Source organism: Brevibacillus sp. FSL L8-0520 (assembly GCF_037963895.1).
Taxonomy (GTDB): domain Bacteria; phylum Bacillota; class Bacilli; order Brevibacillales; family Brevibacillaceae; genus Brevibacillus; species Brevibacillus borstelensis.
This window is the reverse complement of sequence record NZ_CP150171.1, coordinates 1,832,488-1,859,348: the sequence shown is the minus strand read 5'-3', so window position 1 is coordinate 1,859,348 and position 26,861 is coordinate 1,832,488. Positions and strand designations below refer to the sequence as shown.

Sequence of the window (26,861 nt, the reverse complement as noted above, 5' to 3'; positions counted from 1 at the left end):
GGACCGCTATACGCGTAATTCCCTTTGGTTTCGGCTCAAAAAAATACCGCTCCTCAGGAGGAAGCGGTTTGTGCCAGTTGGTGATAGTAATCGCGAATGACCTTGTGGTATTTTTCATCGATATCGGTAAAGATCAGCTTCACGACGGCTTTTCCATCTTGAAACGTTTTTTCCACGACTTTGGCCATCGCCACCAGCTCCTGCTTGACCGAGGGGATCTCAAAGGAGAGGTGCAGAAACTCCCCGACCGCGACATATCCTTCCGTACTCATGACGAGCCTGGTAGGTGAGAAGTATAGCAGAACCCCTTCTGCCTTCTCTTCGATAGGGCGGGCCCCCATTACTTTATACGGAATCTTTACCGTAACGTTGGGCTGGAGTAATTTCAATTCACCTTTTGTGGAAATTTCAATCCCGACCGGAAGCAGTCGAGCCATTTTCACCGGCCAGATTGTCTCTTCCTGAATGACTTCCAGATCCAGCGAAGTAACGGTCGCATCTGTTTCCCAGCGCAGTCGAACCCGGGAGCCGACAAGCGGCGGGCGCTGCTCTTTTTCCTGCGAATAAGACACAATAAGGTATCCTGCTTGAACGTGCTCGACCATCACTGTCAGAGACCCTTGCGGCTGCTTGGCAAGGATCATCTGCAGGACGGCACCGCGATGCAATCGATTGTCAGCGAGAAAAGACGCCAGGGAAACTACGTCAGCCATACCATTCATCACTCCACGAATTCAAACTCAAAATCTCCGATCCGAACGGTATCTTTATCCCGCGCCCCATGCTTGCGCAAAGCGTCATCAACACCCATATTCCGCATCATGCGGGCAAAACGCTGGACCGAATCATAGCTGTTCAGGTTCGTCATGCGCACCAGCTTTTCGATTTTCTCTCCACTGACCACAAATACGTCTTCTTCCTTGGTAATGAAGAATGGATCAGGTTCTTTCTCGGCACGAAATACGACGCGCTCCTCGACCTCTGCCACCTCTTCGACTGTCAGCTTGTCCGGCAGCGTATCCAGCAAGTCCGCCACGGCGTACATCAATTCCCGAACGCCTTGACGAGTGGCTGCCGAGATTTCGAAAACTGTCACATCAGGAAGTTTTTCCTTGAAGCGCTTCAGGTTTTCCTTTGCCTCTGGCAAATCCATCTTGTTCGCTGCGACGATCTGATGACGCTCTTCCAGCCGCAGGTTGTACAGCTTTAATTCCTTGTTGATCTGAATGTAATCCTCATAAGGGTCCCTGCCGTCCACTCCGGCCATGTCAATGACATGAACGATCAATCGGGTACGCTCGACATGCCGCAGGAATTGATGGCCTAGTCCCACACCCTGGTGGGCTCCTTCAATCAGACCGGGCAAATCGGCCATGACAAAGCTGCGTTCACCCAAGTCCACGACACCCAAATTGGGCGTAATGGTCGTGAAGTGATATTCGGCAATTTTCGGTTTCGCTGCCGTCACAGAAGAAAGCAGGGTGGATTTCCCTACAGAAGGGTACCCAACCAGCCCGACATCGGCCATTACCTTTAGTTCCAGCGTAATGTAGCGTTCCTGTCCCGGTTCGCCGTTTTCGGAGATATGCGGTGCCGGATTGGCTGGCGTAGAAAAACGCATGTTTCCGCGGCCTCCACGTCCTCCTTTGGCGATTACAGCCCTTTGGCCGTGCTCCACCAGATCCGCAATGACCTCTCCCGTATCATCGTCCACCACCGTTGTTCCCGGGGGTACACGGACGATCAAATCCTCGGCACCAGCTCCATGCTGCGCCTTGTTGCGGCCATGCTCGCCGCGCGGCGCCTTGAAATGCCGCTGGTATTTGAAATCGACCAGTGTACGCAGTCCTTCGTCAACGACAAAGACGACGTCACCGCCACGCCCTCCATCACCGCCAGCCGGTCCGCCGAGCGGCACGTATTTTTCCCGGCGGAAAGAGACGGCTCCGTTTCCACCGTCCCCCCCTTTTACAAACACTTTCGCTTGATCGACAAACATGATGTCACCTCTATCCTTCCGCAACCGGAACTACCAGCTCCAGTATCCAATCCTCATCTGTATGTATCCATTCGGTGACGATCACCGGGCCCTGCATTCCTTCACGTACCAGTTTTTCCAGTTCGACCATTCCGGATGCACGAATTTTCCCTGCCAGATCGAACCGGAAGTGAATCCCCCGCTCGCCTTTAAACAAGGATATTTGCATGCTGGCTGGTTCGAACATATTTTTTTCCAAATGCTTATTCACTGTACATACAATACCTGACACCGTGTCAAACAAAGCCTTTTCATCCAGGACCGTCAACGCCAAATCTACATGGCTGCACACGTCCACTTCCATGAGCATGTCTTTGTTCAGCGCGTTAAAGGTCAAGAAGAAGACGGACAACATCGAGCTGTTTAGCCGGGCCAGCATACTTTCCTGCATCGCGAGTTCAGAGACGCGCTTCAGGTATGCTTCCCCTTCCTCAGGGCGGCCCAAACGCAGATAGCCAAGCAGTACCTGAACATGATTCAGCCAGTCATGACGCTGCCGATTTAATACGGTCAGCAGTTCGTCTGTTTGCTCTGTAAACAGCTTCCGCTCGTCTATCATTTTTCCCACCCAAACCGATAAGAATTTCTTTCTTGTACCTATTGTAACACATGAAAACGTAGACATAAAGAAAACCCAGCAACAAGGCTGGGTTTTTCGTTTCCGTATTTACGCTTGGGAAGCGACCGGCTCGATCACCACTTGTTTGCGATCGCGGCCCAGACGCTTGAAGCGAACAACACCGTCTGCTGTTGCAAACAGAGTATCGTCGCCGCCTTTCATCACGTTTTCACCTGGGTAAATTTTCGTACCACGTTGGCGAACGAGGATGTTACCGGCTTTTACGAATTGACCATCGCCGCGTTTCACGCCAAGGCGCTTGGAGATGGAATCGCGACCGTTCTTGGTAGAACCTACCCCTTTTTTGGAGGCGAAGAACTGAAGGTCTACAGTAAACAGCATTTTCATTGTGAGGCACCTCCTTGCCATTTGTCATCTTGTACCGAAACGTATGATCCGTACTGCTCCGCAACCGCCAGCAAGGATATGACCATGCTCTCCGCCAGTAGCTGCTGTTTCTCGTGGAGCTCTGCATCCTCCAAGGATGAAATGCTCCAGCGGAGAAACCCGCCGTCTTTTGGAGCCTGCGAAACTTGAGGAACGATGCCGAGCAGAGGGTGAATTGCATTCAAAATGCCAAAACTGATCGCTGATACAGCAGAACATACAATGTCCGAGCCATAGGCAGCCGCATTGGCATGTCCGGAAATGCACACCTCTTTAATCCCGTACGGCGCTCGATTCACGATCACTTCAATCATGGCCGATCACTTACGCGTTGATCTTTTCGATCACAACTTTGGTGAACGGTTGACGGTGACCTTGCTTGCGACGGTAGTTTTTCTTGGATTTGTATTTGTACACGATAATTTTTTGGCCTTTACCGTGTTTTTCTACTTTACCAGTTACCGTTGCGCCAGCTACAGTAGGAGCTCCTGCTGTAACCTTGCCGTCTTTGCTTACAAACAGTACTTTGTCGAAAGTAACTACGTCACCTTCAGTAGCAGCCAGTTTCTCGATGAAGAGAACTGCTCCTTCTTCTACTTTGTACTGTTTTCCACCGGTTTCGATAATAGCGTACATTGTGTGCACCTCCTATACTCAGACTCGCCTGTGCAGGTGCGCCGCGAAGGGCGACTTGAGAACCTGATCCGAGCGGTTACAGTATGCCGAGGCATAACTGTATGACAACCACTAGGATACCATATGGTGATTCGCCCAGTCAAGAATTTTTCGCATGAGAAAGCCAGAGCCGCTCCGCTTCTTGCCGACTTCCGGCATATAAAATCCGATAGCGCCCGCCCGACAGCTCTTCTGCCTTGCGGACGTACAGAGTGACCGGCCATGCCGATCCGTCTGCCTGTCCATTCTGCCAGTATTCAAACAGCCGATCGGACAGCTCCACGAGAGCAGCCTCCGCATCCTGGACTTTGGCCAGAGCTTCAAGATCTTCCCTGAGGTATCGGAAGCACTCCTCTATTTTCAGCATGCGTCCGCCGCCTTCACAGCACGGACACGGCTCTGTCAAACGTTCAGCCAGACTTGCTCTCGTCCGCTTTCTCGTCATCTCCACCAGACCGAGGGACGTCATGCCCAGCACGGACACCGGTACCGGATCGGCTTTTAGTGCACTCTCCAAAGCCTTGAAAACGCGCTCCCGGTTTTTTTCCTCGCGCATGTTGATAAAATCAACGATGATCATTCCTCCGATGTCCCGCAAGCGAAGCTGGCGGGCAATCTCATCGGCCGCTTCCAGATTCGCCGCGGTGACTGCCTGTTCGCGCTGCTGTCCGCCTCTGCCCGAAAAAGCTCCGGTATTGACATCAATCACGGTCAGCGCTTCGGTCCGGTCGATCACGATATTGCCGCCGCCTGCGAGAGGCACTTGCCTTTGAAGCGCTAGAGCGAGCTGCTCTCTGACACCCCACTGCGCAAACAGCGGCTCCTTTTGCCGATGCCAGCGAAGCTTTGGCAGCTCTTCAGGGAACATGGCTTCCATCAGCTTGCCAACCTTGCGAAAAAGAGCCGCGTCCTCAACAATCACTTCCTCTGCGCCATCGGCCAAAAAGTCCCGCAGCGCCGCTTCGATGAGACTGTCGTCCAGCAATAAACGGCACGGGGCCTTCTTGCCTTGCACCGCTTGCCAAGCGTCCCGCCAACGGCCGCGCAAATACGCCCATTCCCGCCTGAGCTGCTCTTCATCCGCTTCGGCCGCTTCGGTACGGACAATCACGCCCTCCCCCTTTTCCAAAAGCGAGGACATGAGCGTGGTCAACCGCTCCCGTGCGTGTTCGTTCCTGATTTTGCGGGAAACGGACACCGGCTCCTCACCCGCGCCCAGTCCTTCCGCCGGCAAATAGACGAGCAGCCGCCCCTGCAGGCTGACCCGCGCTGTCACTCGGGGAGCTTTCGTTTCCGTCCCTTCCTTGATCACCTGAACGAGCAGAGACTCGCCTTCACGCACATAGGCACTAATGGAACGCCCTGCTTTTTTGCCAGAGATCGGAGCTGCTTCGTCCACATACAAAAACGCTTGTTGATCATACCCGATATCGATAAATGCCGATTGAATGCCCGGCACTACCTTGGCCACTTTTCCGTAATAAATATCCCCTGACAGCGCCTCGCTCGCTTCCGCCTGGGTTCGCCATTCCACCAGCTTGCCCTTGTTCATGAGCGCTATGCGCAGCTGTCCACCAGCATTACTGATCCCCGCGCTTTTCAACAGACTGCCTCCTTGCCGATGCCCTTGATTATTCCCCCGTCCGGCCTGCTCATTTTGAGCAAAACACTTTCCGGCTTGCCGGCAGGATAATCATGCAGCGATCGAGTAATCTTTCATGATCCGTCCAAGACAGCTCCTTCAGAAGTAATCTAGCATAGCTGCGCGGGAATGAAAAGGGAAGGAGGATCGTCCAGGATGGTATCACATTCAGCAAAATAGGAGGGCCCCTGATGAGAGAAGAGAGGCAGCTGGGCATTCGCAAGCTTGCCCCGGAAGATGCCGTTCACTTGCGCGTGTGGCTGAATGACGAGCGTGTGCTGACTTATTATGAAGGGCGGGATCGGCCACATGACGACGCGATGATCCGTGCGAATTTTTTTCCGGAAGACGATGAAGGTGTCAGCCGTTTTCTTGTACTTTTCGGAGAGGAGCCAATCGGCTACGTACAATACTACCCCGTCGATAGCCAGGACAAGCTGGCATACGGGTACTCCCCCGATGAAGCCATCTACGGCATGGACCAGTTTATTGGCGAGCCGGTGTATTGGAACAAGGGACTTGGAAGCCGTCTCGTCTCAAGCGTAGTGCAAGCGCTCAGCACGGAAAAGCATGCTACCCGGGTGATCATGGACCCGCAAGCATGGAACAGGCGAGCCATCCGCTGCTACGAGAAGTGCGGATTTCGCAAGGTGAAGCTGCTTCCCCGGCATGAATGGCACGAGGGGAAAAAACGCAATTGCTGGCTGATGGAATGGCGTGCAGAAGACTGATCAGACGGCAGAAACGCCCGCTTGCTCAAAGCAGCTTGCCAACAGCTGTGTCGTGCTTCTTTTCAAACAGCATCGCATGCAGTAGCTGCTGCTCCGGCAACAGCCCCGTCCCTTTGACGTAGACCAGATGGGTATAGCCGCGGCATAACAAGTAGGATACCTCGATTACTGTCGCGGTCGGGGGTACTGTCAAAGCACGCACAGCCTGCTCTTCTGCAGAGCGGACGTATTTCTCCATCAAGAAACGGATGAACTGATAGGGGAAGCGCAAAAATGTCTGAATGTTGATGGCCAGAAGATAGACCGCGACAATGGCAACATTCAGTTGCAGCGAGAGGCTGGCCATTCCCAGCATGAAGGCAGCAAGCAATGTGCTTGCCGCTATTGAGGAAACTGCCGCTTTCCGGTACGGAAGATACCAGCATAGCAATGCCTGGAGTATCCGTCCTCCGTCCAAAGGCCAGATCGGCAAGAGGTTAAAGCCGGCGATGATCAGATTGCTCGTCAGAAAAAAGCGGGCCCACTCCTCTGTCCATAGGCCCAGTGTCCAACAGCCCCAAGAAAACGCCATCATAACGACATTGAGAAAAGGGCCGGCAAGAGCCACAACGATTTCATCCAAGGGATCGGTCGCATACGCCTCTTCCATCGTTGCCACGCCGCCAAACGGCAGCAACTGCACCTCCGTAACCCTCCATCCCAGCTCTCTGGCAACAGCCACATGTCCCATCTCATGAATGCAGACAATGATAAATAAAGAGAGTACTTCTGTGAACAAGCCCATGACCACTGAAAGGCCGATCACGAACCAAAAGAGCAGATGGATGCGAATACGGATGCCAAAGAGGCGCCAATCATTCAAAGGTGATCACTTCCAGCGGGTTGCTCGGTTGCTCCTGCACCTGCAGTCCTACGTACAGATGCCGTACTGTTTCATTGACCGCTCTCGGGACACCCACCACCTGCCCTGCCCCGAGAAAATCGTCGACCGCTACCTGGACCGTCTCCATGTTGCCAAACCAAAGCTCCCTCCCCTTCGCCAACCGAACAACCACTGTCTTTCCGTACCCAGGCTTGTCGCCGATGAAAGTCACCCAGCCTGTCTCTCCCATCACAACATTCCCGTCCCCTTCGGTGCTCAGGATGACCTTTGTGCTTTTCGGGTCGAAGGGCTTAGCCACTCTCCAGTCCGCTGACCATTTCCAGACGTTCAAGGTCTGCGGCGTGCTTGCGGGAACGGCTTTTGTACCGGATAACGACGGCAAAAGGGTCGGCAGGGAGCCAAACCGGGCCTCGTACCAACCCGCCACACCGGAAAAATTAAAATCGCGCGTCATGACTTCGCGCGCTTGGTTTTTCCAGGAAGATGGCAGCAGCGATGATTGAAACAAAACATAGGCCAGACCAATCAACAGCAGGGACGCAACAATCTGCATGCTCCATTTTTCTTGTGGCGGCAGCGAGGGAAAGCTTCCTTTTTCTCCGCGGGATGACGTCGGAAACAAATCGGAATCCGTCTCGATCGGGTCCTTCCAGTCATCCACAAACGGGGCGAAGCTGTCTCTTGATTGGGTGCGAATCCGTTCTACCCGCTCTCGTCTTCTCTCTTTCACACCATCTACTTTATCGAACATGTACATCCCTCCGAAGGCCAAGCTTTGGTACATCTTATGACTTGTCTCCTGGCAATATTCGCAGGCTTCAGAGGGTCCATATACATGCAAAAAAGCAGTCCCTCAAACGAGAGACTGCTTTTCGTATCTGCCAATATTTACAGTTTTGCAACGTTGGCAGCTTGAGGACCACGGCTACCTTGAACGATTTCGAATTCTACTTTTTGGCCTTCTTCCAGGGTTTTGAAGCCTTCTGTCTGGATTGCGCTGTAGTGTACGAATACGTCATCTCCGCCTTCTACTTGGATGAAGCCGTATCCTTTCTCCGCGTTGAACCATTTTACGATACCTTGTTGCATGAAACAAACCTCCCTAAACATTGCGCCCATGAGGCGAGAAAGTGTACCGTTAACCTGTTTTTACAGAGAAGTTTTCTTCAGTATGGAAAAAAGTCATACCCTGGCGAGATTTGACCACATGGTGGTGTCTTCTCTTCGAAGGTACGACCCACAACCAATCCATCAAATCACTACAGCTAGTAAAAATGGTTAACTTAGGTTGAGTGTATCACATTCGGATGAAATTGTCACGCATTTTGAAATGTGTGTGAACAACTCTTTTTAATCAAATCTGAGCTTGTCTTTGCGCATCCCGATATTGAGCACGACTCCCATAATCAGAAAATTCGTGAGCAGTGAGCTCCCTCCGTAGCTGATAAATGGCAACGGAAGACCGGTAATCGGCATAAGCTGAATCGTCATTCCGATGTTTTCAAAGACCTGAAAGGTAAGCATGCCTACAACGCCCGCGACGACGTACGAACCAAACGGATCTTTGGCCTCCATGGCGATCCGGATCATCCGGTAAATCAGGAAAAAGAACAGGATCATCAGCAGACCCGCTCCGACAAAGCCCAGCTTCTCGGCGATGACGGTGAAAATAAAGTCGCTTTCCCCTACTGGCACCCAGCCGAAGCTTGCCTGCGTCGGCGTGTTTACTCCCTTGCCCAGCAATTGACCGGAACCGATGGCAATCAATGACTGTTTCAGTTGAAAGCCTTTTCCCATCGCTTCCAGATCGGGATCCAGCCAAAAGACGATCCTGTCCCACTGGTATGGCTTGATGATCTTGAAGAAAAGCGGCTGCTTGTACATATAAATAAGCGCCATCGCTCCGAAAAAGCTGACGACCAGCGTACCCAAGTACAGGACGTGCTTGAGCCGGATTCCGCCTACGATCAGCATGGTGACCAGAATTCCGCAGTAGACAAGCGCACTTCCGAGGTCAGGCTGCACGAGAATGAGCAGCAAAGGTACGGCCACGATCAAGCCTACGGGAATGAGCTGATAAAAGTAATAGAACCGATTGTTGTCTTCCGCATGTTTGGCCAAAAGCCTGGCCACCGCGAGAATCGTAAATAATTTCATCGGTTCGGAAGGCTGAAATAGGATGACCCCCAAATTGTACCAGCTGGTCGCATTGTTGATCGGCTTCGTCTCAAAGACACCAATCAGCAGAATAATTCCGATCGCATAAAAAACGTATGCCAAAGAATGATACAGCCGATAATCGAACAGCAGTGTAACGGCGAGGACAACAAAGCCGATCGAGTACCAAAGCACTTGTTTCATGGCAGCATCCACGCCCTTGGCGGACCCGCTGATCCCGATGTAGCTGAATGCGCACAAGCCAAGCAAAATGACGAGAATAGCCCAGTCTATCTGTTTTAAATGTCGTTTTTCCAGGTCCATGGTTATCCTCCTAGAAAACCTTTCTCCCCTGTCAACAGACGGGGCTTTTGCCTCTGTTCATGATGTGTAGACGAAAGGAAAGAACAGGAGTGCTCCTGTTCTTTATCTATGTGCCATCATCGGTTTATTTAAAACCAAAGAATTTCCGGACTTTTTGAAACACCCCTGCTTTTTGTTCCAAAGGCTGCAATGGAACCGCTTCACCCAGCAGGCGGCGAGCAATGTTGCGGTAGGCAATGGCAGCACGCGACTCATGATTCATAACCGCCGGCTCACCTTGGTTGGCAGATTTGATGACATGATCATCATCTGGCACAACGCCCACCAAGTCAATGGCTAGCAAATCCAGAATATCTTCCACATCCAGCATATCGCCATTTTTCACCAAATGAGGGCGCACGCGATTGATGACCAGCTTGGGCATCCCCATTTTTTCCCGCTCCAAAAGCCCAATAATACGGTCCGCATCGCGTACAGCGGCTTTTTCCGGAGTGGTAACCACAATCGCCTGGTCAGCCCCGGCGACCGCATTGCGGAAGCCCTGTTCAATGCCTGCCGGACAATCAATGACCACATAATCGAATTCACGCTTCAGCTGGGTTACAATTTCTTCCATCTGCTCGGGGGAAACTGCCGATTTGTCTTTTGTCTGTGCAGCCGGCAGCAAGGACAGATTTTCGAACCGTTTGTCTTTGATCAAGGCTTGCTGCAAACGGCAGGACCCTTCCGCGACATCAACCAAGTCGTAAATGATCCGGTTCTCCAGACCCATCACCACATCCAGGTTGCGCAGCCCGATATCGGTATCCACCATGCATACCTTTTGGCCCAAAAGTGCAAGAGCCGTTCCCAGATTGGCGGAGGTGGTCGTCTTTCCCACGCCGCCTTTTCCTGATGTTACGACAATTCCAATACCCACATCCGTTCCTCCTTCAACTACGTCGAGTACCACATTTCACATCTGTATCCCGAATCGGCAAATTCTCTCCTAGTCGTCTCAATGTTTCCGTTCTCCCAGCTCTGGACGAATGCGGGGCAAATAGTTCATCTTGGCTACTAGCATCGTCCCATCTTCCAGGTACGCGAACTCGGTGCCGCCCGAACTACTGGCCCACTCTTCTCCCGGCTTGCTGATGACATCCGCAATCCTCAGTTGGGTAGGAGCCATGACCGCAGCGGCGATGATGGCCTGTGTATCTCCTTTGAATCCCGCGTGTACATAGCCGCGAAGATTGCCCAGAATGTAAATGTTACCGGTAGCACGAACAGTACCACCGGGATTGACATCACCCAACAGCAGCAGGTCTCCTTCAAACTCCAGCACCTGTCCGGAGCGAACCGTATGCACCTGAATGGAGAACGTTGATTTGAGGCGCTCGGCAAACGCTTCTTCTTTGCTAATGACATCCGCATCGATCGTATGGATGACAAGGTTCCCTTTTTGCCGAATGATATCCGTCAACTGCTCCTGCTGTTCAGGAGAGCAGTACCGCTTCCCCAGCTTGAGAGAAACGCGAATAAGCGGGCCTGACAGGATTTGTTGATGGCTGTGCTCTATTTTTTCACGCAAGTCGGTCAGCAGTTCTTCAAAGGAACAGGTATCGTCCATGAAAAAAACGAGTCCCTCTTTTGTCCCCTTGATCGTGACCTTGCTTTTTGCAGTCGTCACCTGTTTCACCTCGACCGATACCATTCGCCATGATGACAAAAGATTCCTGCTCTGCGTGAAAAAAATGCCGAATCGGGTCGGCAGCCCGGCAGCCCGTCTACCTGGTGGTAGACTGTTGGGATCCAGTAGCTGCCGTTGCCGTTGTTTGTGAACGCTCGGTTGTAGTAGTCGCAGTTCCAGATGGTGGTGCCGGAGTCAAAACTCCTGGATTCAACTCGTTATAGGCTTCAAGCAAACGACGGGCAACAGGTCCGGTAGCATCGGAACTCGAAGTCCCGTCACGCAAGCTGTTTGGCGCAACGACGACAAATACGACTTGGGGATTTTCATAAGGTGCATAGCCGACGAGAACGGCGTTTTCTGCTCTTTGGCCTGTTTGTGCGGTACCGGTCTTGGCCGCGACCGTAAACGGCAGGCCTGCAAACGTGCGATAAGCCGTACCTCCCGGCTGGGTTACCATTCGCATCCCTTCTTGCGCCACTTTAATGTACTTGGGATCGACTTCCACCCGGTTCAGAACCTGTGGCTCAATTACAGTCAGCGTTTGGCCGGGTTGTTTCGGATCAGTCGTACCGCTGCGGATTTCTTTTACCAGATGAGGACGCATCCGATAGCCGCCGTTGGCAATAGTTGAGACGTATTGTCCGATTTGCATCGGCGTGAACAGGTCGTACTGGCCGATCATGGCGTCTGCAAGGTTTCCGTAGAACAAGTTGGAGTTTTCCACTCCCTTTCGCTCTCCCGGCAGATCGATTCCTGTTTTCACGCCCAAGCCAAATTGGGCATTGTAGTAATCGAGAATGGAGAATTGCTCGGACCAGTGTGTCTTCGCCCGATTGGCCAAACGAATGGCCATTTCGTACATGTACGTGTTATTTGATACTTGCAGGGCACGCCGGGCGTTGACAATCCCATGGCCTCCCGGCTTCCAGTTCCGCTTGTACGACGTTCCGACCTTTAATCCGCCTCGGTCGTTAATCGATTCAGTTGGCGTGGTCAGCCCTTCCTGCAGCGCAATCATCACCGACAGCGGCTTATACGTAGAAGCCGGGGGATAAGCTGCATAAATGAAGCGATTTGATTCATTCGGGAGAATTTCTGTCGCGTATCTCTTGTTGAACTCTTTCCGGTCATAGTAAAGGTTCAAATCGTAATCAGGATAGCTGGCCATCGCCAGCACTTCGCCTGTATTCGGATTCATCACCAGCACATGGGCATCCTTGAATTCCTTCGGCGTGCTCGGTTTTTTCTTGAATGCCTCTACTTCTTCCTTCAAAATCGCCTCTACCTTGCTTTGGAAACGCCAGTCCAGCGACAGAACGAGATCGTCACCGGGCTCTGCGGGACGCCGGGGATTTCTCTCCACGGTTTCCGAATTTTTATTGACGTGCACCTCTTCAACGCCGTCTTTTCCCCGCAAGTAGCGTTCGTAGTAGCTCTCCAGACCCGTCACGCCTACTCGGTCGAATGGATTGTAGCCCTGTGCCTGGTATTCCTTTAGCTGTTCCGGCTTGATCGCGTTGGTGTAGCCGAGAATATGCGTAGCAAAGCCAGTACCGTCGGGATCCCGGAAAATTTCCCGGACCGGCTCGAGAACGACGGAGATTCCCGGCAGTTCAGACAGCCTTTCTTCAATCTTGAACCGCTCGTTGTCCGTGATATTTACCTTTACACGGCGGGGAATGTAGCTTGGCAGGTGGGACGAGCGCATCTCTTTCAACAGAGACAGCTTGTGCCATTGAAACTGGCGTTGCTGGTCATTCAGCTTCAAATTGATTTCCAGGCCAAACAGCGAAGCATACCGCAGTAAATCCATGTCGGATTTCGTGCCCAGCTCTGCCGGAGACGGCAGCTTCTCCAGCTGGTATTTTGTCTCTTTGACCAGATCGCTGCGGTCGTCCTTGTCCAGCGTCAGCTTCAACGGTACATTGGCAGCAATGGCGCTCTTCAATAGCTCCGTATCCGACATCCCGTCAAACGCGGACGACTGTCCTGGAGCACTCATCTTTGCTTTCAGCGCGTTCTGAACCGTCTTCCGCTCCTGATCGGTGAACGGAGATCGTACGCGCAAGCCCACGTAAAGCGCTGTTTTTACCAGATCCACATCGGACATTCCTTCCACTTCGCTTACCTTTGGCAGCTTTTGAAGCTTGGGAATGAGCTTGTTGATCAGCTCTTCCGTTTCTTTCGGCCCGAAGGCAACCGGCAATGTGGAATTCAGCTCGATCGTTTTTTTCAGCAATTCCTCATCCGTGCCCATCTTTTCCGCGTCTACAGTCAGGATTCGGGCCAAACGGTCGGCTACCTGTTCCTCATCAATGTCCTTTCCTTCCTCTTCCACATACGTAACGGTGTATACCGGTTTATTGGAAACGAGCACGGCTCCGTTCGTATCCAGAATTCGACCGCGGGGCGCAGGAATAGGCAGCTCTCGAATGCTGAACTTCTCCAATTCGTGCCGGTACTGTTCCCCTTCAACCAGCTGAACGTAGGCCAGTCGGAGGATGACAGCTGCAAAGAGCAGAAACACGATGATAAACAAGATGTTTAGCCGTACCGGAATATGCGATTTCTGTTCCTGGGTTTCACCCACGATCCTTCTCCTCCTCTCAGGGTGAATCGTCATACCAATGATTTATTCCAGCGGCACTTCCCGTTTGGAGATGACAGCCTTGCAGATGGTCTTCATCGGGAGATAAATCAATAGTCCAAACAGGATATTGAGAACCGTTGTCGGTATGATTTGCCAATTTAACATCCAGCGAACATCCAGCGGTGCAGTCGCAAATAACCGATGAGTGCTGTACAAAAGCCATTCGTGGCCAAACAGGATCAGGCTGCATGTGATGAAGACCATCGCAAAGCCGCGCTGAAACAAGACGACGATCAGCCCTGCGAAATAGCTGGCTACCATCATCGTCATCATGTACAGTCCTACAACCTGTCCATAAAGAACATCGTGGAGCAATCCGATGGCCAGGCCGTAGTACAATCCCTCACGCCTTCCCAGAAACATGGACACGAGCAAGGTACCTACAAGCGCAAATCGGGGTACTGTCATCCAGGACAGACCCCATGCGGAAGGCGACACAAACTGTATAACCGTTCCCTCAAGAACAAACAACAGCAGCAGCGTCAACGTCAGCAATAACCGAGACATTATTGTCCACCCCCGGCAGCCGGCGGAGCGGGTGGTGTCTGTGTCTGCTGGTTGGGAACCAATTCGCCTGTAGGCGTGAAGGTAAAGCTCCGTTCTACCACCATCACTTCATTTAATTGGGAGAAGTCTGCGCTGGGCTGGATGTAGGCCGTCTGCGTCAAACCGTAATCATCCGGCTCTACCCGGACAATATACCCGATCGGCAGATTTCGCGGTATCACCCCGCCCAGGCCGGAAGACACCACCTGCTGTTTTGCTTCAATTTTCTGTCCCCAAGGAATTTTTCGCATGATCAACAGACGCTCCTGAGGATCGTATTCTTCAATGACGCCGCTTACGGTTTGATAGGACGTCGTGCCGTTGGCCGCCTGCAGCTTCACCTGGATATAGGCAGATATGTGGTTTCGCCGCTCGTAGCTGGTCAACAGCTCGACTGTCGAAGAGAAATTGGCTACGCTCTGTACTCGTCCGATCAAGCCTTTGGCTGTCATCACTGCCATATCTTTTTTGATTCCGTGCTTTAATCCTTTGTCAATCGTAATCGTATTGTTCCAAGTGTCTGGATTTCGCGCCACTACCTCTGCGAAGCGGAGATCGTATGATTTTACCAGATTATCCTTCGCCTGCAGGGCGGACCGCAAACGTTCATTTTCCGCTTGCAGGTCGTGCAATTCGGCTGTCATTCTCGCGTATTGGTCCATACCAGCTTTCAGTACACGATTCTCCTCGTAAACATCATACGCATCGCCAATTCCCTGAAAAAAGCCGGAAACAGCCTGGGCAGGGCGATAAAAAAAGCCCTGCACCACGCTGAATGTATCCTTCAAAAACATTTCCGGCCAGCTGAGTTTAGACCGTTCCCGGGAAGTGAAACCCACGATCGTAATGAGCAAAACCAGGCCCACAAGGACAATGATCAGTCGCTTATTCCCGAAAAACGACATGCCGCAACCTCCGTTTATCTACCGCGTTTTTGTCGGGAAGAGGTTATACCGTGCTTTGACTTGAACAAGTGCAGGTTCTCCAACGCACGGCCGGTTCCGATCGCTACACAATCCAGTGCGTTTTCCGCAACGTGAACCGGCATGCCGGTTTCTTTGCTCAGAAGACGATCCAAATTGCGGAGCAAGGCCCCGCCACCGGTCAGTACAATCCCTCTGTCCATAATGTCCGCAGCAAGCTCCGGCGGACTTTTTTCCAACGTAACTTTTACAGCTTCCACAATCGCCGCTACCGTCTCGGCCAGGGCTTCGGCGATCTCCGTACTGCTGACGCTCAGCGTCTTCGGCAATCCCGTTACGAGGTCGCGTCCGCGGATTTCTACCGACTCTACTACTTCCGGCGGAATGGCAGAACCGATCTCCAGCTTCAGTGTCTCCGAGCTGCGCTCCCCAATCATCAGATTGTACTTCCGTTTGATGTATTGAACGATCGCCTCGTCCATCTCGTCCCCTGCTACACGAATCGAGCGGGCAGTGACAATTCCGCCTAGCGAAATGATGGCAACCTCAGTCGTACCGCCGCCGATGTCCACAACCATGCTGCCAGTCGGCTCCCATACAGGCAGATCAGCCCCGATGGCAGCGGCAAAAGGTTCTTCGATCGTGAATGCTGCTTTTGCACCTGCTTGGGTAGTCGCATCTTCCACAGCGCGCTTTTCAACCGCTGTGATCCCGGATGGAACACACACCATCACATTTGGACGGCGGCTGAACAGCCCTTTGTTCTTTTGCGCCTGATTAATAAAGTATCGCATCATAGTGGCGGTTGTTTCAAAATCGGCGATGACACCGTCCTTCATCGGACGAACGGCGACGATATTGCCCGGTGTACGGCCGATCATGTTTTTCGCCGCGTTACCGACGGCCTCAATGGTATTCGTATCGGTACGGATCGCCACGACAGACGGCTCACGAACGACGATTCCTTTCCCTTTTGCATAAACGAGTGTATTGGCAGTGCCAAGGTCAATCCCCATGTCACGAGAAAATCCACCAAACATAGAAAAACTCCTTCCGCTAAGTTCCAAATGCTAGTAAGTATTGTAAGTCATTAGCGAAACAGGGGGATTACAAATATCCCTGCTCCTTTAGGCTGACAAAGCTGCCGTCACCGATGATGATATGATCGAGCAATGAAATGCCGATCAGTTCACCGGCCTCCTGCAGTGTCCGCGTAACGGCAATATCCTCCCTGCTGGGTGTAGGATCGCCGCTCGGATGATTATGCAAGCAGATGACCGAAGCACTGCTGCGCCTGATCGCTTCTTTGAAGACTTCTCTGGGGTGCACGATCGAAGCGTCGAGACTCCCGACAAAAATAGTCTGTTTTCCGATCACGTGATTTTTTGTGTTTAGAAACAAGCAAACAAAATGCTCTTGGGTCAAGTGCCTCATTTCCGGAAGCATCAGCTTGGCGACGTCACGCGGCAAGCGAATCGTTGTGCGCTTTTCGGGGGAAGAAAGGGCAACCCTTCTGCCCAGCTCGAACGCAGCCTGCAATTCCACCGCCTTGACGGTGCCTACTCCCTTGATCCTTGTCAGCTCAGCATGAGAGGCTTGGGCCAATTCGCCGATGTCGCCGAAGGTGGCCAACAAGCGCTGCGCCAGTTGAAAAACCGTCTCTTGTTCTCTTCCCGTACGGAGCATAATGGCAATCAGCTCGGTGTCCGAAAGGTAAGCCGCTCCCTCCCGAAGCAGTCTTTCCCTTGGACGGTCATAGTAAGGGACGTTTTTCATGTGCATTTTGTTACACTCTTTTTGCGCCAATTTTTACCGCCTCCAGCTTCCATAGGAAGGTTGTGCGAGTAACGGCTGGCGATGAAGGCGTTTCAAGTGCTGTGTGGCCGTTGCCGCGTTTTCTTACGTTACAACAAGGAAATCCCGAAACGGGAAAGCATGTTGGCCGTCAGACAAAGAGGCAGGCCAACTACAGTAAAATAGTCGCCTGTAATGCTTTCTACCATGGTTGCACCTATACCTTGAATGGCGTAGGAACCAGCCTTGTCCATCGGTTCTTTGGTACGAATGTATGCGTGAATCTCGCGATCGGTCAGCGCTCGAAACCGCACTTGTGTCTTGCTGTGCTTTACTTCGGAGCGACCGGTTTCGGCATCGATCAGAGCAACCCCGCTGTATACGACGTGCTCCCGTCCTTGAAGAGAAGAAAGCATCTGAAACGCCTCCTCTTCGTCAGCAGGCTTGCCCAAAATGATGTCATCCAAAACCACAACCGTATCGGAGCCCAAGACAATACCCTTCTCTACTCTGTCTGCCACAGCCCTGGCTTTTCGGTATGCCAATTGTTCGACTACTTCGTGGGGGAGCAGCCCCTCCTGCGTGGATTCATCTACGTCACTGGTCATGACCGTGAAGTCGAAGCCCACTGTCTTCAAGAGTTCGCGACGGCGAGGAGATGAGGATGCCAAAATGAGAGATGTACTGGTTTTCATGTCGTCTCTACCTACTTCATTCTTCGATATATCCAGAACGCGAGGGCAAGCCCTCCAATACTAGCCAGATTTAGTTTTACCTGAAGGTTCAAGTCGTACTTCAAAATTTCTAAATCGGCTGCTGGTGACCATGTTATCTCTTTGCTCTTCGTCAGAAAAGGGACCCATGGCCCCAAAACTTCTCCCAGGATGCTTCCACATAACAACCCGGAAATTAAAAGAAAAACAAGTGTAAGCGTTTCTTTCCCCTTCATCAATTCTCCACTCCCTTTTTAGCAAGGGAATCTATTTTTGCCAACCATAAGTGTAGCAAATGGGACCACTCGAAACAATCCCTGATTGCTCCTGGTACTTACTGTATAAAAAGAAAAGACTTCCAGCAAGAATATATGCCGCAAGTCCCGTGTCCATTTGTCTATCTTTTGATGTTTTATGTCGGAGCAATAATCTGCCGCAAAGGGAGCGTCATGAGGCGTATGAGCGATAAGCAGGCTTCGTTAGGCTAGCTGTTTTTTTGAAGCTGGGCTACCCAGTCGGAATAGGATTCCCAGAAGGAGAGCACGCCAGTCTGTACTTGCCAGGCATATGATTCTGCGCTGGCCTGTTTCTTTGCCGCCGCTGCTTCTGCCATTTTCCCCTGTGCGGTCATCGCCTGATTAATCCCGTTCACCATGCCGTTGATCATGGGCTGCCATTGCTCAGAGGTCTGCAGCAATCGACTCTCCTCCAAAAACTGACGGTGCTGCTCTTTTAGCTGAGCCTCCTCTTCCTTTGACAAAGGCGGCTGGGCCGTGCTGACAACCGCACCGGATTGAAGAGACAGGGTCTTGGCTATTTTCCATCCGTTCTGCAAAAACCCGTTTACATCCGGCAGCTTCTCGCCAGTTGTCGCCGCTTGCAGGGAGACTGCCTTGTCAATTCCCGGGAAGGTCATTTCCTTTACATACACATCGATGCCCTTTTGCTTCAATATGCTGGCAAAGCCCAGTACAGCATCCCTGTTGGGAGAACCTGCTGCAAACAAGTACTGCTTATCGCTCCCCTTGTACAGAAGATGCGGAAGTCCCGCATCCTTGAGCGGCATGACTACGTCCTCTCTTGGCACGTCAGGCTGAAATGCACCGGCCTGAGCGACAAACAGCTTTTCATCGGGCAGCTTCAATTTTACCTCTTGTCCCGGGGCCTGTGTCTGGGATGAGACGGGCTTCGTCAAAGCTGCTCCCGGGTCTGTCGCTGATTTCGGCTCCGGCTCCTGTGCAGTCAATGTATGAACGGTATCGCTCAAAACGGCTTGGTACGATTGCGTTACCTGCTCCTGGTTGAATACAGTCAAAACCAGCAAGCCAAACAGCAAGCCGATGGCTACTGCTCCTCCTGTGCTCAGCAAGGTTTTCGCCCACCCTTGATCACGCACCCAATCTGGCACAATGATGGGCCTTCTGCCACCTGGAGTGTGGTGCTCATTTCCACCTTCATCCACTGGCAGAATCACGTCTTGTCGCGGCTCTTTCGGCTCCGTCTGCGACGTGGCGCGAAGCTGGGCCAGCCGTGACCAAGCATCCTCGTTTCGGACCGGCTTTGCCACAGGCGCCTGGCTTTGAACCGAATTCCACCGCATCGGCTGCTCCGCTTTTTTCTCCTTTTCCGCTCTCTTTCCGTTCCACCGCTCCCCGTTCAGCCTCACCGTAACCTTGCTCTTGTCTCTTTCCCCGTTCACGATAAACGCCTCCTCCACCCAGGCTACTTTGTATCAGCATACGTCTGGGAGGGACAGGTTATGACTCTCGGGGCGGACGTGTTTACGGGTTCCAGGAAAGCAGCAGCCCGGCGTGCACCAGCCCTCCGCCGAAGCCGTACAGCAAAAGCGTATCTCCCGGTTTCACCCGCCCGTCCCGGATGCCCAGATGCAAGGCTAGCGGGATCGTCGCTGCAGAAGTATTGCCATAATATTTCAGGCTGTAGAGCGTCTTTTCCATCGGAAACCCGCTCTTCTCACAAATCGACTCGATCATCCGCAAATTGGCACTGTGCGGGATAAACCAATCCACATCATCCAGGCTTTTGCCTGCCTTCTCCACGACAGCCTGCATTCCTTTGGGAACGGTGGTTACGGCCCATTTGTACACCTCTCTGCCGTTTTGCACGATCAAGCCGTTCCCGGCAAGCTCGTGGTCACCCATCCGGCTAGACAGCCCTGATCGATAGACGTGAATGCCCCCTTCTCCTTTTGCCCCCACGTTTGCGGAGAGGAACGAACCGTGGCCCGGGGCCGCTTCCACCAGCATAGCGCCCGCACCATCCCCAAACAGAATGCAGGTGGTGCGATCCGTGTAGTCTGTAACTTTCGACATCGTTTCTGCTGCCACGACAAGGATGCGGCGGTGCAAACCCGCGCTGATCATGCCATCAGCCAGATGCAGGGCATAAGTAAACCCGGCACATGTCGCATTCAGGTCGAGCGCTCCCGCATGAGTCATCCCGAAATGAGCCTGCAGTTTGCTCGCTACACTGGGAAACGGATAATCCGGCGTCGTCGTCGACACCAGGACCAGATCGACATCGGAGACGTCCTTGCCCCAGGTCTGCATCAGGTTTTCTACCGCAGCAATCGCCAAATCGCTCGTGTATTGATCTTCCGCTGCAATTCTTCGCTCATGGATTCCTGTGCGCTGCACAATCCATTCATTGGATGTATCCACCATTTCCTCCAGATCGGAATTGGTCATAATCCGCTGAGGCACATACGTCCCGATTGCCGTTATTCTCGCTGAGGATTTTCTTTCCAAAGACATATTGCAGCCACCCCTTTATCACTTAGTATTAGTACCTGGTACTAATTATATGGATTTTTGCTCCTTTTGACAAGAAAAAAAGCCCGGACTGTCGTCCAGGCTCCCATGAATATCTGTCTTGCTTTCATTTGCACGCGTTATTTCACCAGTTTTTCCGCCAGCCAGTGCGCCGACTTCCAGATGTCCCCGGCACCCATTGTCAGCACGAGGTCGCCCGGTTTGAGCGATCGCGCGAGATGATCCTGCACGAGCTCCTTGGTCGGAATGTACTGGGCGCGCGGATGGCTGTTGGTGCGGATTTTTTCAACCAGCACCTCTGCCGTGACGCCTTCGATCCGCGCTTCTCCCGCAGGTGAATAGATGTCTGTAATAATGACTTCATCTGCTTCCCCGAAGGCTTTGCTAAACTCATCCATCAAAAAGTACGTTCGGGTATAGCGCTGCGGCTGAAACACCGCAATTACGCGACGGCCCGATGCCCGCGCGCCATTCAAGGTCGCCATAATCTCTGTCGGATGATGGGCGTAGTCATCTACCACCAAAATGTCCTGTGCATCCCCGATGATCTGGAAACGCCTTTTGGCTCCGCTGAATGAGGTAAAGGCGGCTGCGATCTGTTCAAACGCAAGACCAGCCTCGAGGCATACGACAACTGCCGCCAATGCGTTGGCGATGTTGTGTTTACCCGGCACAAACAGCACGAGCTCTCCCAGCAAGACATCCTTGCGGTAAATTTTGCAGTTGGTCCGCCTGTCTCCGCAAACGATCTCCCTGGCACTGAAATCTGCCTGATCCACATATGCAGGCTGAATGGAGTACGTGATTGCCTCTCCCGTCATGTCTGCCATCAGTTCCCGGATATGCGGGTCATCCAAACAAAGGACAGCCTTTCCTCCCGGCTTCAAGTGGCTCAGGAATTTGGCGTAGGCACGCTTCAGGTTGGCAAAATCGCCGTCAAAATGCTCCAGATGATCCGGTTCGATATTGGTTACAACTTCATAAACCGGCCGGTATTCCAGAAATGAGCCATCGCTTTCATCGGCTTCGGCAATGACGAGGTCGCTTTTGCCTGCTTTCGCGTTGGTTCCTGCGCTCATCAGCTCGCCGCCAATGATGAACGTCGGATCAACACCGCATTCCTCGAGCACATGGGCAATCATCGAGGTCGTCGTCGTTTTACCGTGTGCGCCAGCTACAGCCACACCCGTACGCTCATTCAAAATACTGGCCAGCATTTGGGAACGGTGCAAAACCGGAATCCCTCTTTCCGCCGCCGCAACCACCTCCGGATTGTCCGGGGAGATGCTGGTGGAATATACAACCTTATCGCATCCTGCAACGTGACTGGCGTCGTGTCCAATATGCACGACAGCCCCACGCTGTACTAGTTTTTTGGCCAAGTCGTTCATTGCGACATCGGAGCCGGTTACCTTGTAGCCAAGGTCGATCAAGACGCGGGCGATGGCGCTCATGCCATATCCGCCTATGCCCACAAAGTGGACGTGTTGGGCCTGATCCACCCTATTCACCTGCCTCTTCTACAGTAGTGGGAAAGAATGTGCGCACTTGGGCGATGAAATAGAGCGAACCGCAGACAACCAACCAGTCGTCGCCGTTTGCTGCTCGGTTGTCCTTCACCCAAGAAGCGAGAAACTGGCGCCAATCGGAGACAATATCCAAGCGTGCAGCTTCCCAGCCTCCCGCAAGAAATGCCTCTTGCAATTGACCAGTCTCCGCGGCGCGGGGGAAGTCAAACTTCGTCAGTCGAACGGTTTCTACGTTTGTCTGCAATCCTCTCAGCGCTTCGGCCATCCTTTTCAGCGGCTTATCCGCCAACCCGGAGAACAGCAAATGCAGCCGGGTATTTGGCGTCGTCAACCGGTTCAAGCTGGCAACCAGCGCCTCGATTCCTTCCTGATTGTGAGCCCCATCCAACATGACCATTGGTCTTGGCGAGACTACCTCTAGACGCCCAGGCCAGCGAGTTTGTTGCAGTCCGCGCACAATTTCTTCTTCCTCCAGGAGATAAGACAGGTAATTGCGCAGAACGTCGATGGTCATCAGCGATACCGCGGCGTTTTCTGCCTGATGGGGGCCATTCATTGCCAGCCGGTATTCTGACTCGGCCCGCCGGAAAATGCTCCGGTAGCGGATCTGTTGTTCACCGATCCGCTCCTGCAGCTGCTCTGCATCAAAATGGGAACCGATGCGATACAGCGTACTTCGCGACCTGTCTGCGGCCTCCTGCAGGACCGCGAGCACTTCTGCCCGCCTTTCACCAGTGATGACGGGTACCCCCGGCTTGATGATCCCCGCCTTTTCCCGGGCAATCTCGGGAAGGCTGTTTCCGAGTACGTCCATGTGATCCATGCCTATGTTCGTAATGACGGTTGCGATCGGGAAAACGACATTGGTCGAGTCCAGTCGTCCGCCCAAGCCCGTTTCCCAGACCACGACTGCCGGTCTTGTCACGTTGGCAAAATAGAGGATGGCAATGAGTGTAATCACTTCAAATTCGGTAGGAGAGCCAAATCCTGATTCTGCTTCGCAGCGCTCCACAAGAACCCTTGCCTGTTCCACCAATTCGACCAAATCGGCTTGCGGAATCATCGCCCCGTTGTATCGAATCCTTTCCCGGAAATCGATCAGGTACGGGGAAGTGAACATCCCTACACTGTATCCGGCCTCCATCAGCATATGGCTCAGATAAGAGCAGGTAGAGCCTTTCCCGTTCGTACCGGCGACGTGAATAAAAGCAAGCCGTCTCTCGGGATTCCCCAATTGCCCCAGCATCCACTGCATTCTTTCCAGTCCCGGCTTTTGGCCAAACCGAAGCAGTCCGTGCAGCCAGTCTAGCGCTTTTGTGTATCCTTCCAATCCTTCAGCATTCATGCCGCATTGCTCCATTCTCAAAAATATGCGAAGGTACGGCGGTTCATTCGCCTTTTAGCTCAGATAGGCGGGCCATTACTTTCTCGCGTTTTTCCATGTAACCGGCCATCTTCGCCCGTTCCTCTTCGACTACTTTTTCCGGAGCCTTAGCCATGAAGCCCGGATTGTTCAGCTTTTTCTCGATTCGCTCGACTTCTCCGTGCAGCGTCGCCAGTTCTTTTTCCAGACGCTTCACTTCTTGGTCCAGATCAATCAATCCCGCCAGCGGCAAGAAAAGCTCCGCGCCTGACACGACTGCGGACATCGCTTTGTCCGGTGTCTTCAGCTGCTCGCTGATCTCCAGGCGCTCCGGATTGCAGAAACGGACCAGGTACTCTTCACCGCGTTGGAGACGTTCCAGCGTGAGAGAATCGCCCGGCTTGATCAAGAGCTCGATTTTCTTGGACATCGGCACATTCACTTCGGCCCGGATGTTGCGGACACTGCGAATGACTTCCACGAGCAGATTCATTTCTGCCTCTGCGTCCGGGAAAATCAATTGCTCATTTACTGTCGGCCAGGCTGCAACCGTGATGCTTTCTCCCTGATGCGGCAGTGCTTGCCAAATTTCCTCGGTCATGTAAGGCATGAACGGATGCAAGAGACGCAAGGTCTGATCGAGTACAGTGACCAGGACGGATTGGGTCGTCTTTTTCGCTGCCTCGTCATTGCCGTACAGCGGCAGCTTCGCCATTTCGATGTACCAGTCGCAAAGGTCATCCCAGATGAAGTTGTACAGGACGCGGCCAGCTTCGCCGAATTCAAACGCATCCATGAGACGGGTAACGTCTTTGATCGTCGCCTGCAGGCGGGACAGAACCCATTTGTCCGGTGTGGACAGGTTTCCACTAAGATCGATGTCCTCGTAGCCAAACCCTGTCAGATTCATCAAAGCAAAGCGGGACGCATTCCAAATCTTGTTGGCGAAGTTGCGGTTCGCCTCTACTTTTTCCCAGTAGAAACGCTGGTCGTTACCCGGCGAATTTCCCGTTGCGAGCGTAAAGCGCAGGGCGTCCGCTCCGTACTTCTCGATTACTTCCATCGGGTCAACCCCGTTGCCCAGCGACTTGGACATTTTCCGTCCTTCGGAGTCCCGAATAATGCCGTGAATCAAAACGGTGTCAAACGGATTTTTACCGGTAAATTCGAGTCCGCTGAAAATCATCCGCGCTACCCAGAAGAAGATGATATCGTAGCCGGTAACCAGTACATTGGTCGGATAGAAGTACTTCATATCCTCTGTCTCTTCCGGCCAGCCCAGCGTCGAGAATGGCCAGAGCGCCGAGGAGAACCAGGTGTCGAGAACGTCCTGATCCTGCACTAGCTGATGGCTGTGGCAGTGCGGGCACTCACCTGCATCTTCGCGGGAAACGATGGTCTCGCCGCAATCCTGGCAGTACCAGGCCGGAATCCGGTGGCCCCACCAGAGCTGGCGGGAGATGCACCAATCGCGGATATTCTCGATCCAGCGCAGGTAGTTTGTCTTGAAGCGCTCCGGCACGAATTTGACACTGTCCTCGCTGTACGCGTTGGCAATCGCCGCATCTGCCAGGGGCTGCATTTTGACAAACCACTGGGTGGACAGATACGGTTCAACCACGGCATCGCTGCGTTCACTGTGTCCAACCTGATGGATGTGCTCCTCGATCTTGAACATGACGCCTTGTTCGGTCAAGTCCTTGATGATTTGCTTGCGGCACTCAAAACGGTCCAGCCCTTTATAGCCAGCCGCATTTTCGTTCATCGTCCCTGATTCGTCCATGACGACGATTTGCGGAAGCTGATGTCTTTGACCGAGCTCAAAGTCGTTCGGGTCATGGGCCGGTGTAATTTTTACGGCACCGGAACCAAACTCAGGGTCTACATAGTCATCTGCCACGATCGGAATTTCCCGGCCAACGATCGGCAGAATGACGGTTTTGCCGATCAGATGCTTGTAACGCTCGTCTTCGGGATGAACGGCTACTGCCGTATCACCAAGCATGGTTTCCGGACGCGTCGTCGCCACTTCGATGTAGCCGCTTCCGTCTGCCAATGGGTAGCGCATGTGATGCAGGGCGCCCTTTACTTCTTTATAGATGACCTCGATATCGGACAGGGCCGTGCGGGCAGCAGGGTCCCAGTTGATAATCCGATTGCCGCGGTAAATGAGTCCTTTTTCATACAGACGTACAAATACCTCGCGAACGGCACGGGAAAGTCCTTCGTCCATCGTAAAGCGCTCGCGCGAGTAATCAAGGGCAAGACCGAGCTTTTCCCACTGCTCGCGAATATGCTCGGCGTAGATGTGCTTCCATTCCCACACCTTCTCGAGGAATTTTTCACGTCCCAGATCGTGACGGGAGATGCCTTCCTCGCGCAGCGTCGCTTCTACACGAGCTTGCGTCGCGATACCGGCGTGGTCCATTCCCGGCAAAAACAGCGCACTGTATCCCTGCATGCGCTTGGTTCGGGTGATGATGTCCTGCAGTGTCGTGTCCAGGGCATGGCCCAGGTGCAGCTTTCCCGTTACGTTTGGCGGCGGGATAACGATTGTAAACGGACGTTTCTGGGGGTCTCTCTCTGCTTTGAAAAAGCCTTTTTCGATCCAGTACGGATACCATTTGGATTCGGCTGCCTTTGGATCGTAGTTTTTCGGCAGCAGCTGATCAATGTCATTGGTCGCTTGTTGATTCGACATGGCAATGCCTCCTTAAGAAAATAAAAAAACCTTCCATCCCAAAGGACGAAAGGATTGTTTCGCGGTACCACCTTTGTTAATGCAAGCCTTCGCATCCATTGCCGAAGTGCCGCATTCACTCTGACAAGATAACGGTTGTTAGCCGGTCGCGGCTACAGCACAAAATATGTGCATTCACCGAAACAACTCCCGGGCGACCTTCGACCAATCCCTTCCTTAGAGAATCTCGCAGCTACTGATTCTCCTCTCTGCCAAGGCGTCCTGGTCTACTCTTCCCGTTCACAGCAATCACTTTGTTTCATTTCATGTCAATCGTATTATATACAATCCAGGTGCAGCCCGTCAAACCCGGTTTCACCTGGCTAATTCACGGTGATTCCGAGCGCTTCCGCAAATCCAAGGACGTGCAGGATGTCCATTATTTCTTCGCGTACATTGATGATCTCTACCCGCTTTCCCAAAGCGAGCAAATCTTTCGTCGTAAAAAACAGATTGCCGATGCCGGAAGAATCGACGAACGTCACATCCCGAAAATCAACCGTAACCGAGCCGTTTCTTTCTCCGTATTCGCGCAATAGATTGCCGACCTTGTCGCCTACAGCCATGTCCAATTCACCGGCAAAGTAAAGGGTAGCCTGTCCGTTCGTTTCTGTTGCCTGGAAGTCCATGCACACATACTCCTCTCACGCTTTCATTCTTTATTTATGTAACGAATTACCCCG

27 protein-coding genes and 2 other annotated features are annotated in these 26,861 nt (G+C 52.7%); of the genes, 1 reads left to right on the top strand and 26 read right to left on the bottom strand.

Translation table 11 applies throughout. From position 1 onward, the window contains the following. Positions 1-53: 53 nt before the first annotated feature. From NSQ24_RS09255 to NSQ24_RS09225, 7 genes are all read right to left on the bottom strand, one after another. Complete coding sequence (locus NSQ24_RS09255) at positions 54-713, bottom strand: PilZ domain-containing protein (protein ID WP_003387600.1); 660 nt, start codon at positions 711-713, stop codon at positions 54-56. Positions 714-721: 8 nt separating this feature from the next. Further along, entirely contained in the window at positions 722-1,999 is a 1,278-nt protein-coding gene (obgE, locus tag NSQ24_RS09250; RefSeq protein ID WP_024983973.1) for a GTPase ObgE, read from the bottom strand. 10 nt (positions 2,000-2,009) lie between these two features. Next, positions 2,010-2,597, bottom strand: a complete 588-nt coding sequence (locus tag NSQ24_RS09245) for a Spo0B domain-containing protein (protein ID WP_003387602.1) — start codon at positions 2,595-2,597, stop codon at positions 2,010-2,012. 108 nt (positions 2,598-2,705) lie between these two features. Next, a complete protein-coding gene (gene rpmA, locus NSQ24_RS09240) occupies positions 2,706-2,999 on the bottom strand; it encodes a 50S ribosomal protein L27 (RefSeq protein ID WP_003387603.1) in 294 nt (97 codons plus the stop codon). 2 nt (positions 3,000-3,001) lie between these two features. Beyond that, positions 3,002-3,358: a ribosomal-processing cysteine protease Prp gene (locus NSQ24_RS09235; protein ID WP_003387604.1), complete on the bottom strand. Its 357-nt coding sequence runs from the start codon at positions 3,356-3,358 to the stop codon at positions 3,002-3,004. A gap of 10 nt (positions 3,359-3,368) precedes the next feature. Beyond that, positions 3,369-3,680 carry a 50S ribosomal protein L21 gene (rplU, locus tag NSQ24_RS09230; RefSeq protein WP_003387606.1) on the bottom strand — a complete coding sequence of 104 codons (312 nt, stop codon included), beginning with the start codon at positions 3,678-3,680 and terminating at the stop codon, positions 3,369-3,371. A 10-nt stretch (positions 3,681-3,690) separates the two neighbouring features. Further along, positions 3,691-3,768, bottom strand: a sequence feature (ribosomal protein L21 leader region). Between the two features lie 51 nt (positions 3,769-3,819). Further along, positions 3,820-5,322, bottom strand: coding sequence for an Rne/Rng family ribonuclease (locus tag NSQ24_RS09225; protein WP_339167671.1), 1,503 nt, complete (start codon positions 5,320-5,322; stop codon positions 3,820-3,822). 230 nt (positions 5,323-5,552) lie between these two features. Here NSQ24_RS09225 and NSQ24_RS09220 point away from each other — a divergent pair, with 230 nt between their 5' ends. Further along, positions 5,553-6,092, top strand: coding sequence for a GNAT family N-acetyltransferase (locus NSQ24_RS09220; protein WP_003387609.1), 540 nt, complete (start codon positions 5,553-5,555; stop codon positions 6,090-6,092). A 25-nt stretch (positions 6,093-6,117) separates the two neighbouring features. Here NSQ24_RS09220 and NSQ24_RS09215 read toward each other — a convergent pair whose 3' ends face one another. The 19 genes from NSQ24_RS09215 to NSQ24_RS09125 all read right to left on the bottom strand — a co-directional run bounded on the left by NSQ24_RS09215 (position 6,118) and on the right by NSQ24_RS09125 (position 26,807). Beyond that, complete coding sequence (locus NSQ24_RS09215; protein WP_024983976.1) at positions 6,118-6,954, bottom strand: M50 family metallopeptidase; 837 nt, start codon at positions 6,952-6,954, stop codon at positions 6,118-6,120. Beyond that, positions 6,947-7,726 carry a M23 family metallopeptidase gene (locus NSQ24_RS09210; RefSeq protein ID WP_031932365.1) on the bottom strand — a complete coding sequence of 260 codons (780 nt, stop codon included), beginning with the start codon at positions 7,724-7,726 and terminating at the stop codon, positions 6,947-6,949. The genes NSQ24_RS09215 and NSQ24_RS09210 overlap by 8 nt, the downstream gene beginning before the upstream one ends. A gap of 137 nt (positions 7,727-7,863) precedes the next feature. Then, positions 7,864-8,064: a cold-shock protein gene (locus NSQ24_RS09205; protein ID WP_003387612.1), complete on the bottom strand. Its 201-nt coding sequence runs from the start codon at positions 8,062-8,064 to the stop codon at positions 7,864-7,866. A 261-nt stretch (positions 8,065-8,325) separates the two neighbouring features. After that, complete coding sequence (rodA, locus tag NSQ24_RS09200) at positions 8,326-9,456, bottom strand: rod shape-determining protein RodA (RefSeq protein ID WP_003387613.1); 1,131 nt, start codon at positions 9,454-9,456, stop codon at positions 8,326-8,328. Positions 9,457-9,580: 124 nt separating this feature from the next. Further along, entirely contained in the window at positions 9,581-10,375 is a 795-nt protein-coding gene (minD, locus tag NSQ24_RS09195; protein WP_003387614.1) for a septum site-determining protein MinD, read from the bottom strand. Positions 10,376-10,453: 78 nt separating this feature from the next. Beyond that, positions 10,454-11,125 (bottom strand): septum site-determining protein MinC, encoded by a 672-nt coding sequence (minC, locus tag NSQ24_RS09190; protein WP_024983978.1) that lies wholly within the window; start codon positions 11,123-11,125, stop codon positions 10,454-10,456. Positions 11,126-11,222: 97 nt separating this feature from the next. Further along, on the bottom strand, positions 11,223-13,718 hold the full coding sequence (locus NSQ24_RS09185) for a penicillin-binding transpeptidase domain-containing protein (RefSeq protein ID WP_339167668.1): 2,496 nt from the start codon (positions 13,716-13,718) through the stop codon (positions 11,223-11,225). A gap of 42 nt (positions 13,719-13,760) precedes the next feature. Next, a complete protein-coding gene (gene mreD, locus NSQ24_RS09180) occupies positions 13,761-14,285 on the bottom strand; it encodes a rod shape-determining protein MreD (protein WP_003387617.1) in 525 nt (174 codons plus the stop codon). After that, positions 14,285-15,229 (bottom strand): rod shape-determining protein MreC, encoded by a 945-nt coding sequence (gene mreC / locus NSQ24_RS09175; RefSeq protein WP_039069868.1) that lies wholly within the window; start codon positions 15,227-15,229, stop codon positions 14,285-14,287. Before mreC ends, mreD begins: the two co-directional genes overlap by 1 nt. 14 nt (positions 15,230-15,243) lie before the next feature. Further along, positions 15,244-16,287 carry a rod shape-determining protein gene (locus NSQ24_RS09170; protein ID WP_003387620.1) on the bottom strand — a complete coding sequence of 348 codons (1,044 nt, stop codon included), beginning with the start codon at positions 16,285-16,287 and terminating at the stop codon, positions 15,244-15,246. A gap of 67 nt (positions 16,288-16,354) precedes the next feature. After that, on the bottom strand, positions 16,355-17,029 hold the full coding sequence (radC, locus tag NSQ24_RS09165) for a DNA repair protein RadC (protein WP_170208322.1): 675 nt from the start codon (positions 17,027-17,029) through the stop codon (positions 16,355-16,357). A gap of 122 nt (positions 17,030-17,151) precedes the next feature. Then, positions 17,152-17,736 carry a Maf family protein gene (locus tag NSQ24_RS09160; protein ID WP_003387622.1) on the bottom strand — a complete coding sequence of 195 codons (585 nt, stop codon included), beginning with the start codon at positions 17,734-17,736 and terminating at the stop codon, positions 17,152-17,154. Positions 17,737-17,747: 11 nt separating this feature from the next. Beyond that, positions 17,748-17,990 (bottom strand): DUF4321 domain-containing protein, encoded by a 243-nt coding sequence (locus tag NSQ24_RS09155; protein ID WP_003387623.1) that lies wholly within the window; start codon positions 17,988-17,990, stop codon positions 17,748-17,750. 248 nt (positions 17,991-18,238) lie between these two features. Next, on the bottom strand, positions 18,239-19,453 hold the full coding sequence (locus tag NSQ24_RS09150; RefSeq protein ID WP_122958157.1) for a hypothetical protein: 1,215 nt from the start codon (positions 19,451-19,453) through the stop codon (positions 18,239-18,241). Positions 19,454-19,535: 82 nt separating this feature from the next. Further along, positions 19,536-20,528, bottom strand: coding sequence for a ketoacyl-ACP synthase III (locus tag NSQ24_RS09145; protein WP_031932363.1), 993 nt, complete (start codon positions 20,526-20,528; stop codon positions 19,536-19,538). Positions 20,529-20,665: 137 nt separating this feature from the next. After that, on the bottom strand, positions 20,666-22,048 hold the full coding sequence (murC, locus tag NSQ24_RS09140; protein WP_003387626.1) for a UDP-N-acetylmuramate--L-alanine ligase: 1,383 nt from the start codon (positions 22,046-22,048) through the stop codon (positions 20,666-20,668). A gap of 1 nt (position 22,049) precedes the next feature. Beyond that, positions 22,050-23,420, bottom strand: coding sequence for a folylpolyglutamate synthase/dihydrofolate synthase family protein (locus NSQ24_RS09135; protein ID WP_003387628.1), 1,371 nt, complete (start codon positions 23,418-23,420; stop codon positions 22,050-22,052). Positions 23,421-23,463: 43 nt separating this feature from the next. Further along, complete coding sequence (locus NSQ24_RS09130) at positions 23,464-26,139, bottom strand: valine--tRNA ligase (protein WP_003387629.1); 2,676 nt, start codon at positions 26,137-26,139, stop codon at positions 23,464-23,466. Positions 26,140-26,177: 38 nt separating this feature from the next. Next, positions 26,178-26,431: a binding site (T-box leader), on the bottom strand. Between the two features lie 70 nt (positions 26,432-26,501). Then, a complete protein-coding gene (locus tag NSQ24_RS09125) occupies positions 26,502-26,807 on the bottom strand; it encodes an STAS domain-containing protein (protein WP_003387630.1) in 306 nt (101 codons plus the stop codon). Positions 26,808-26,861 lie beyond the last annotated feature (54 nt).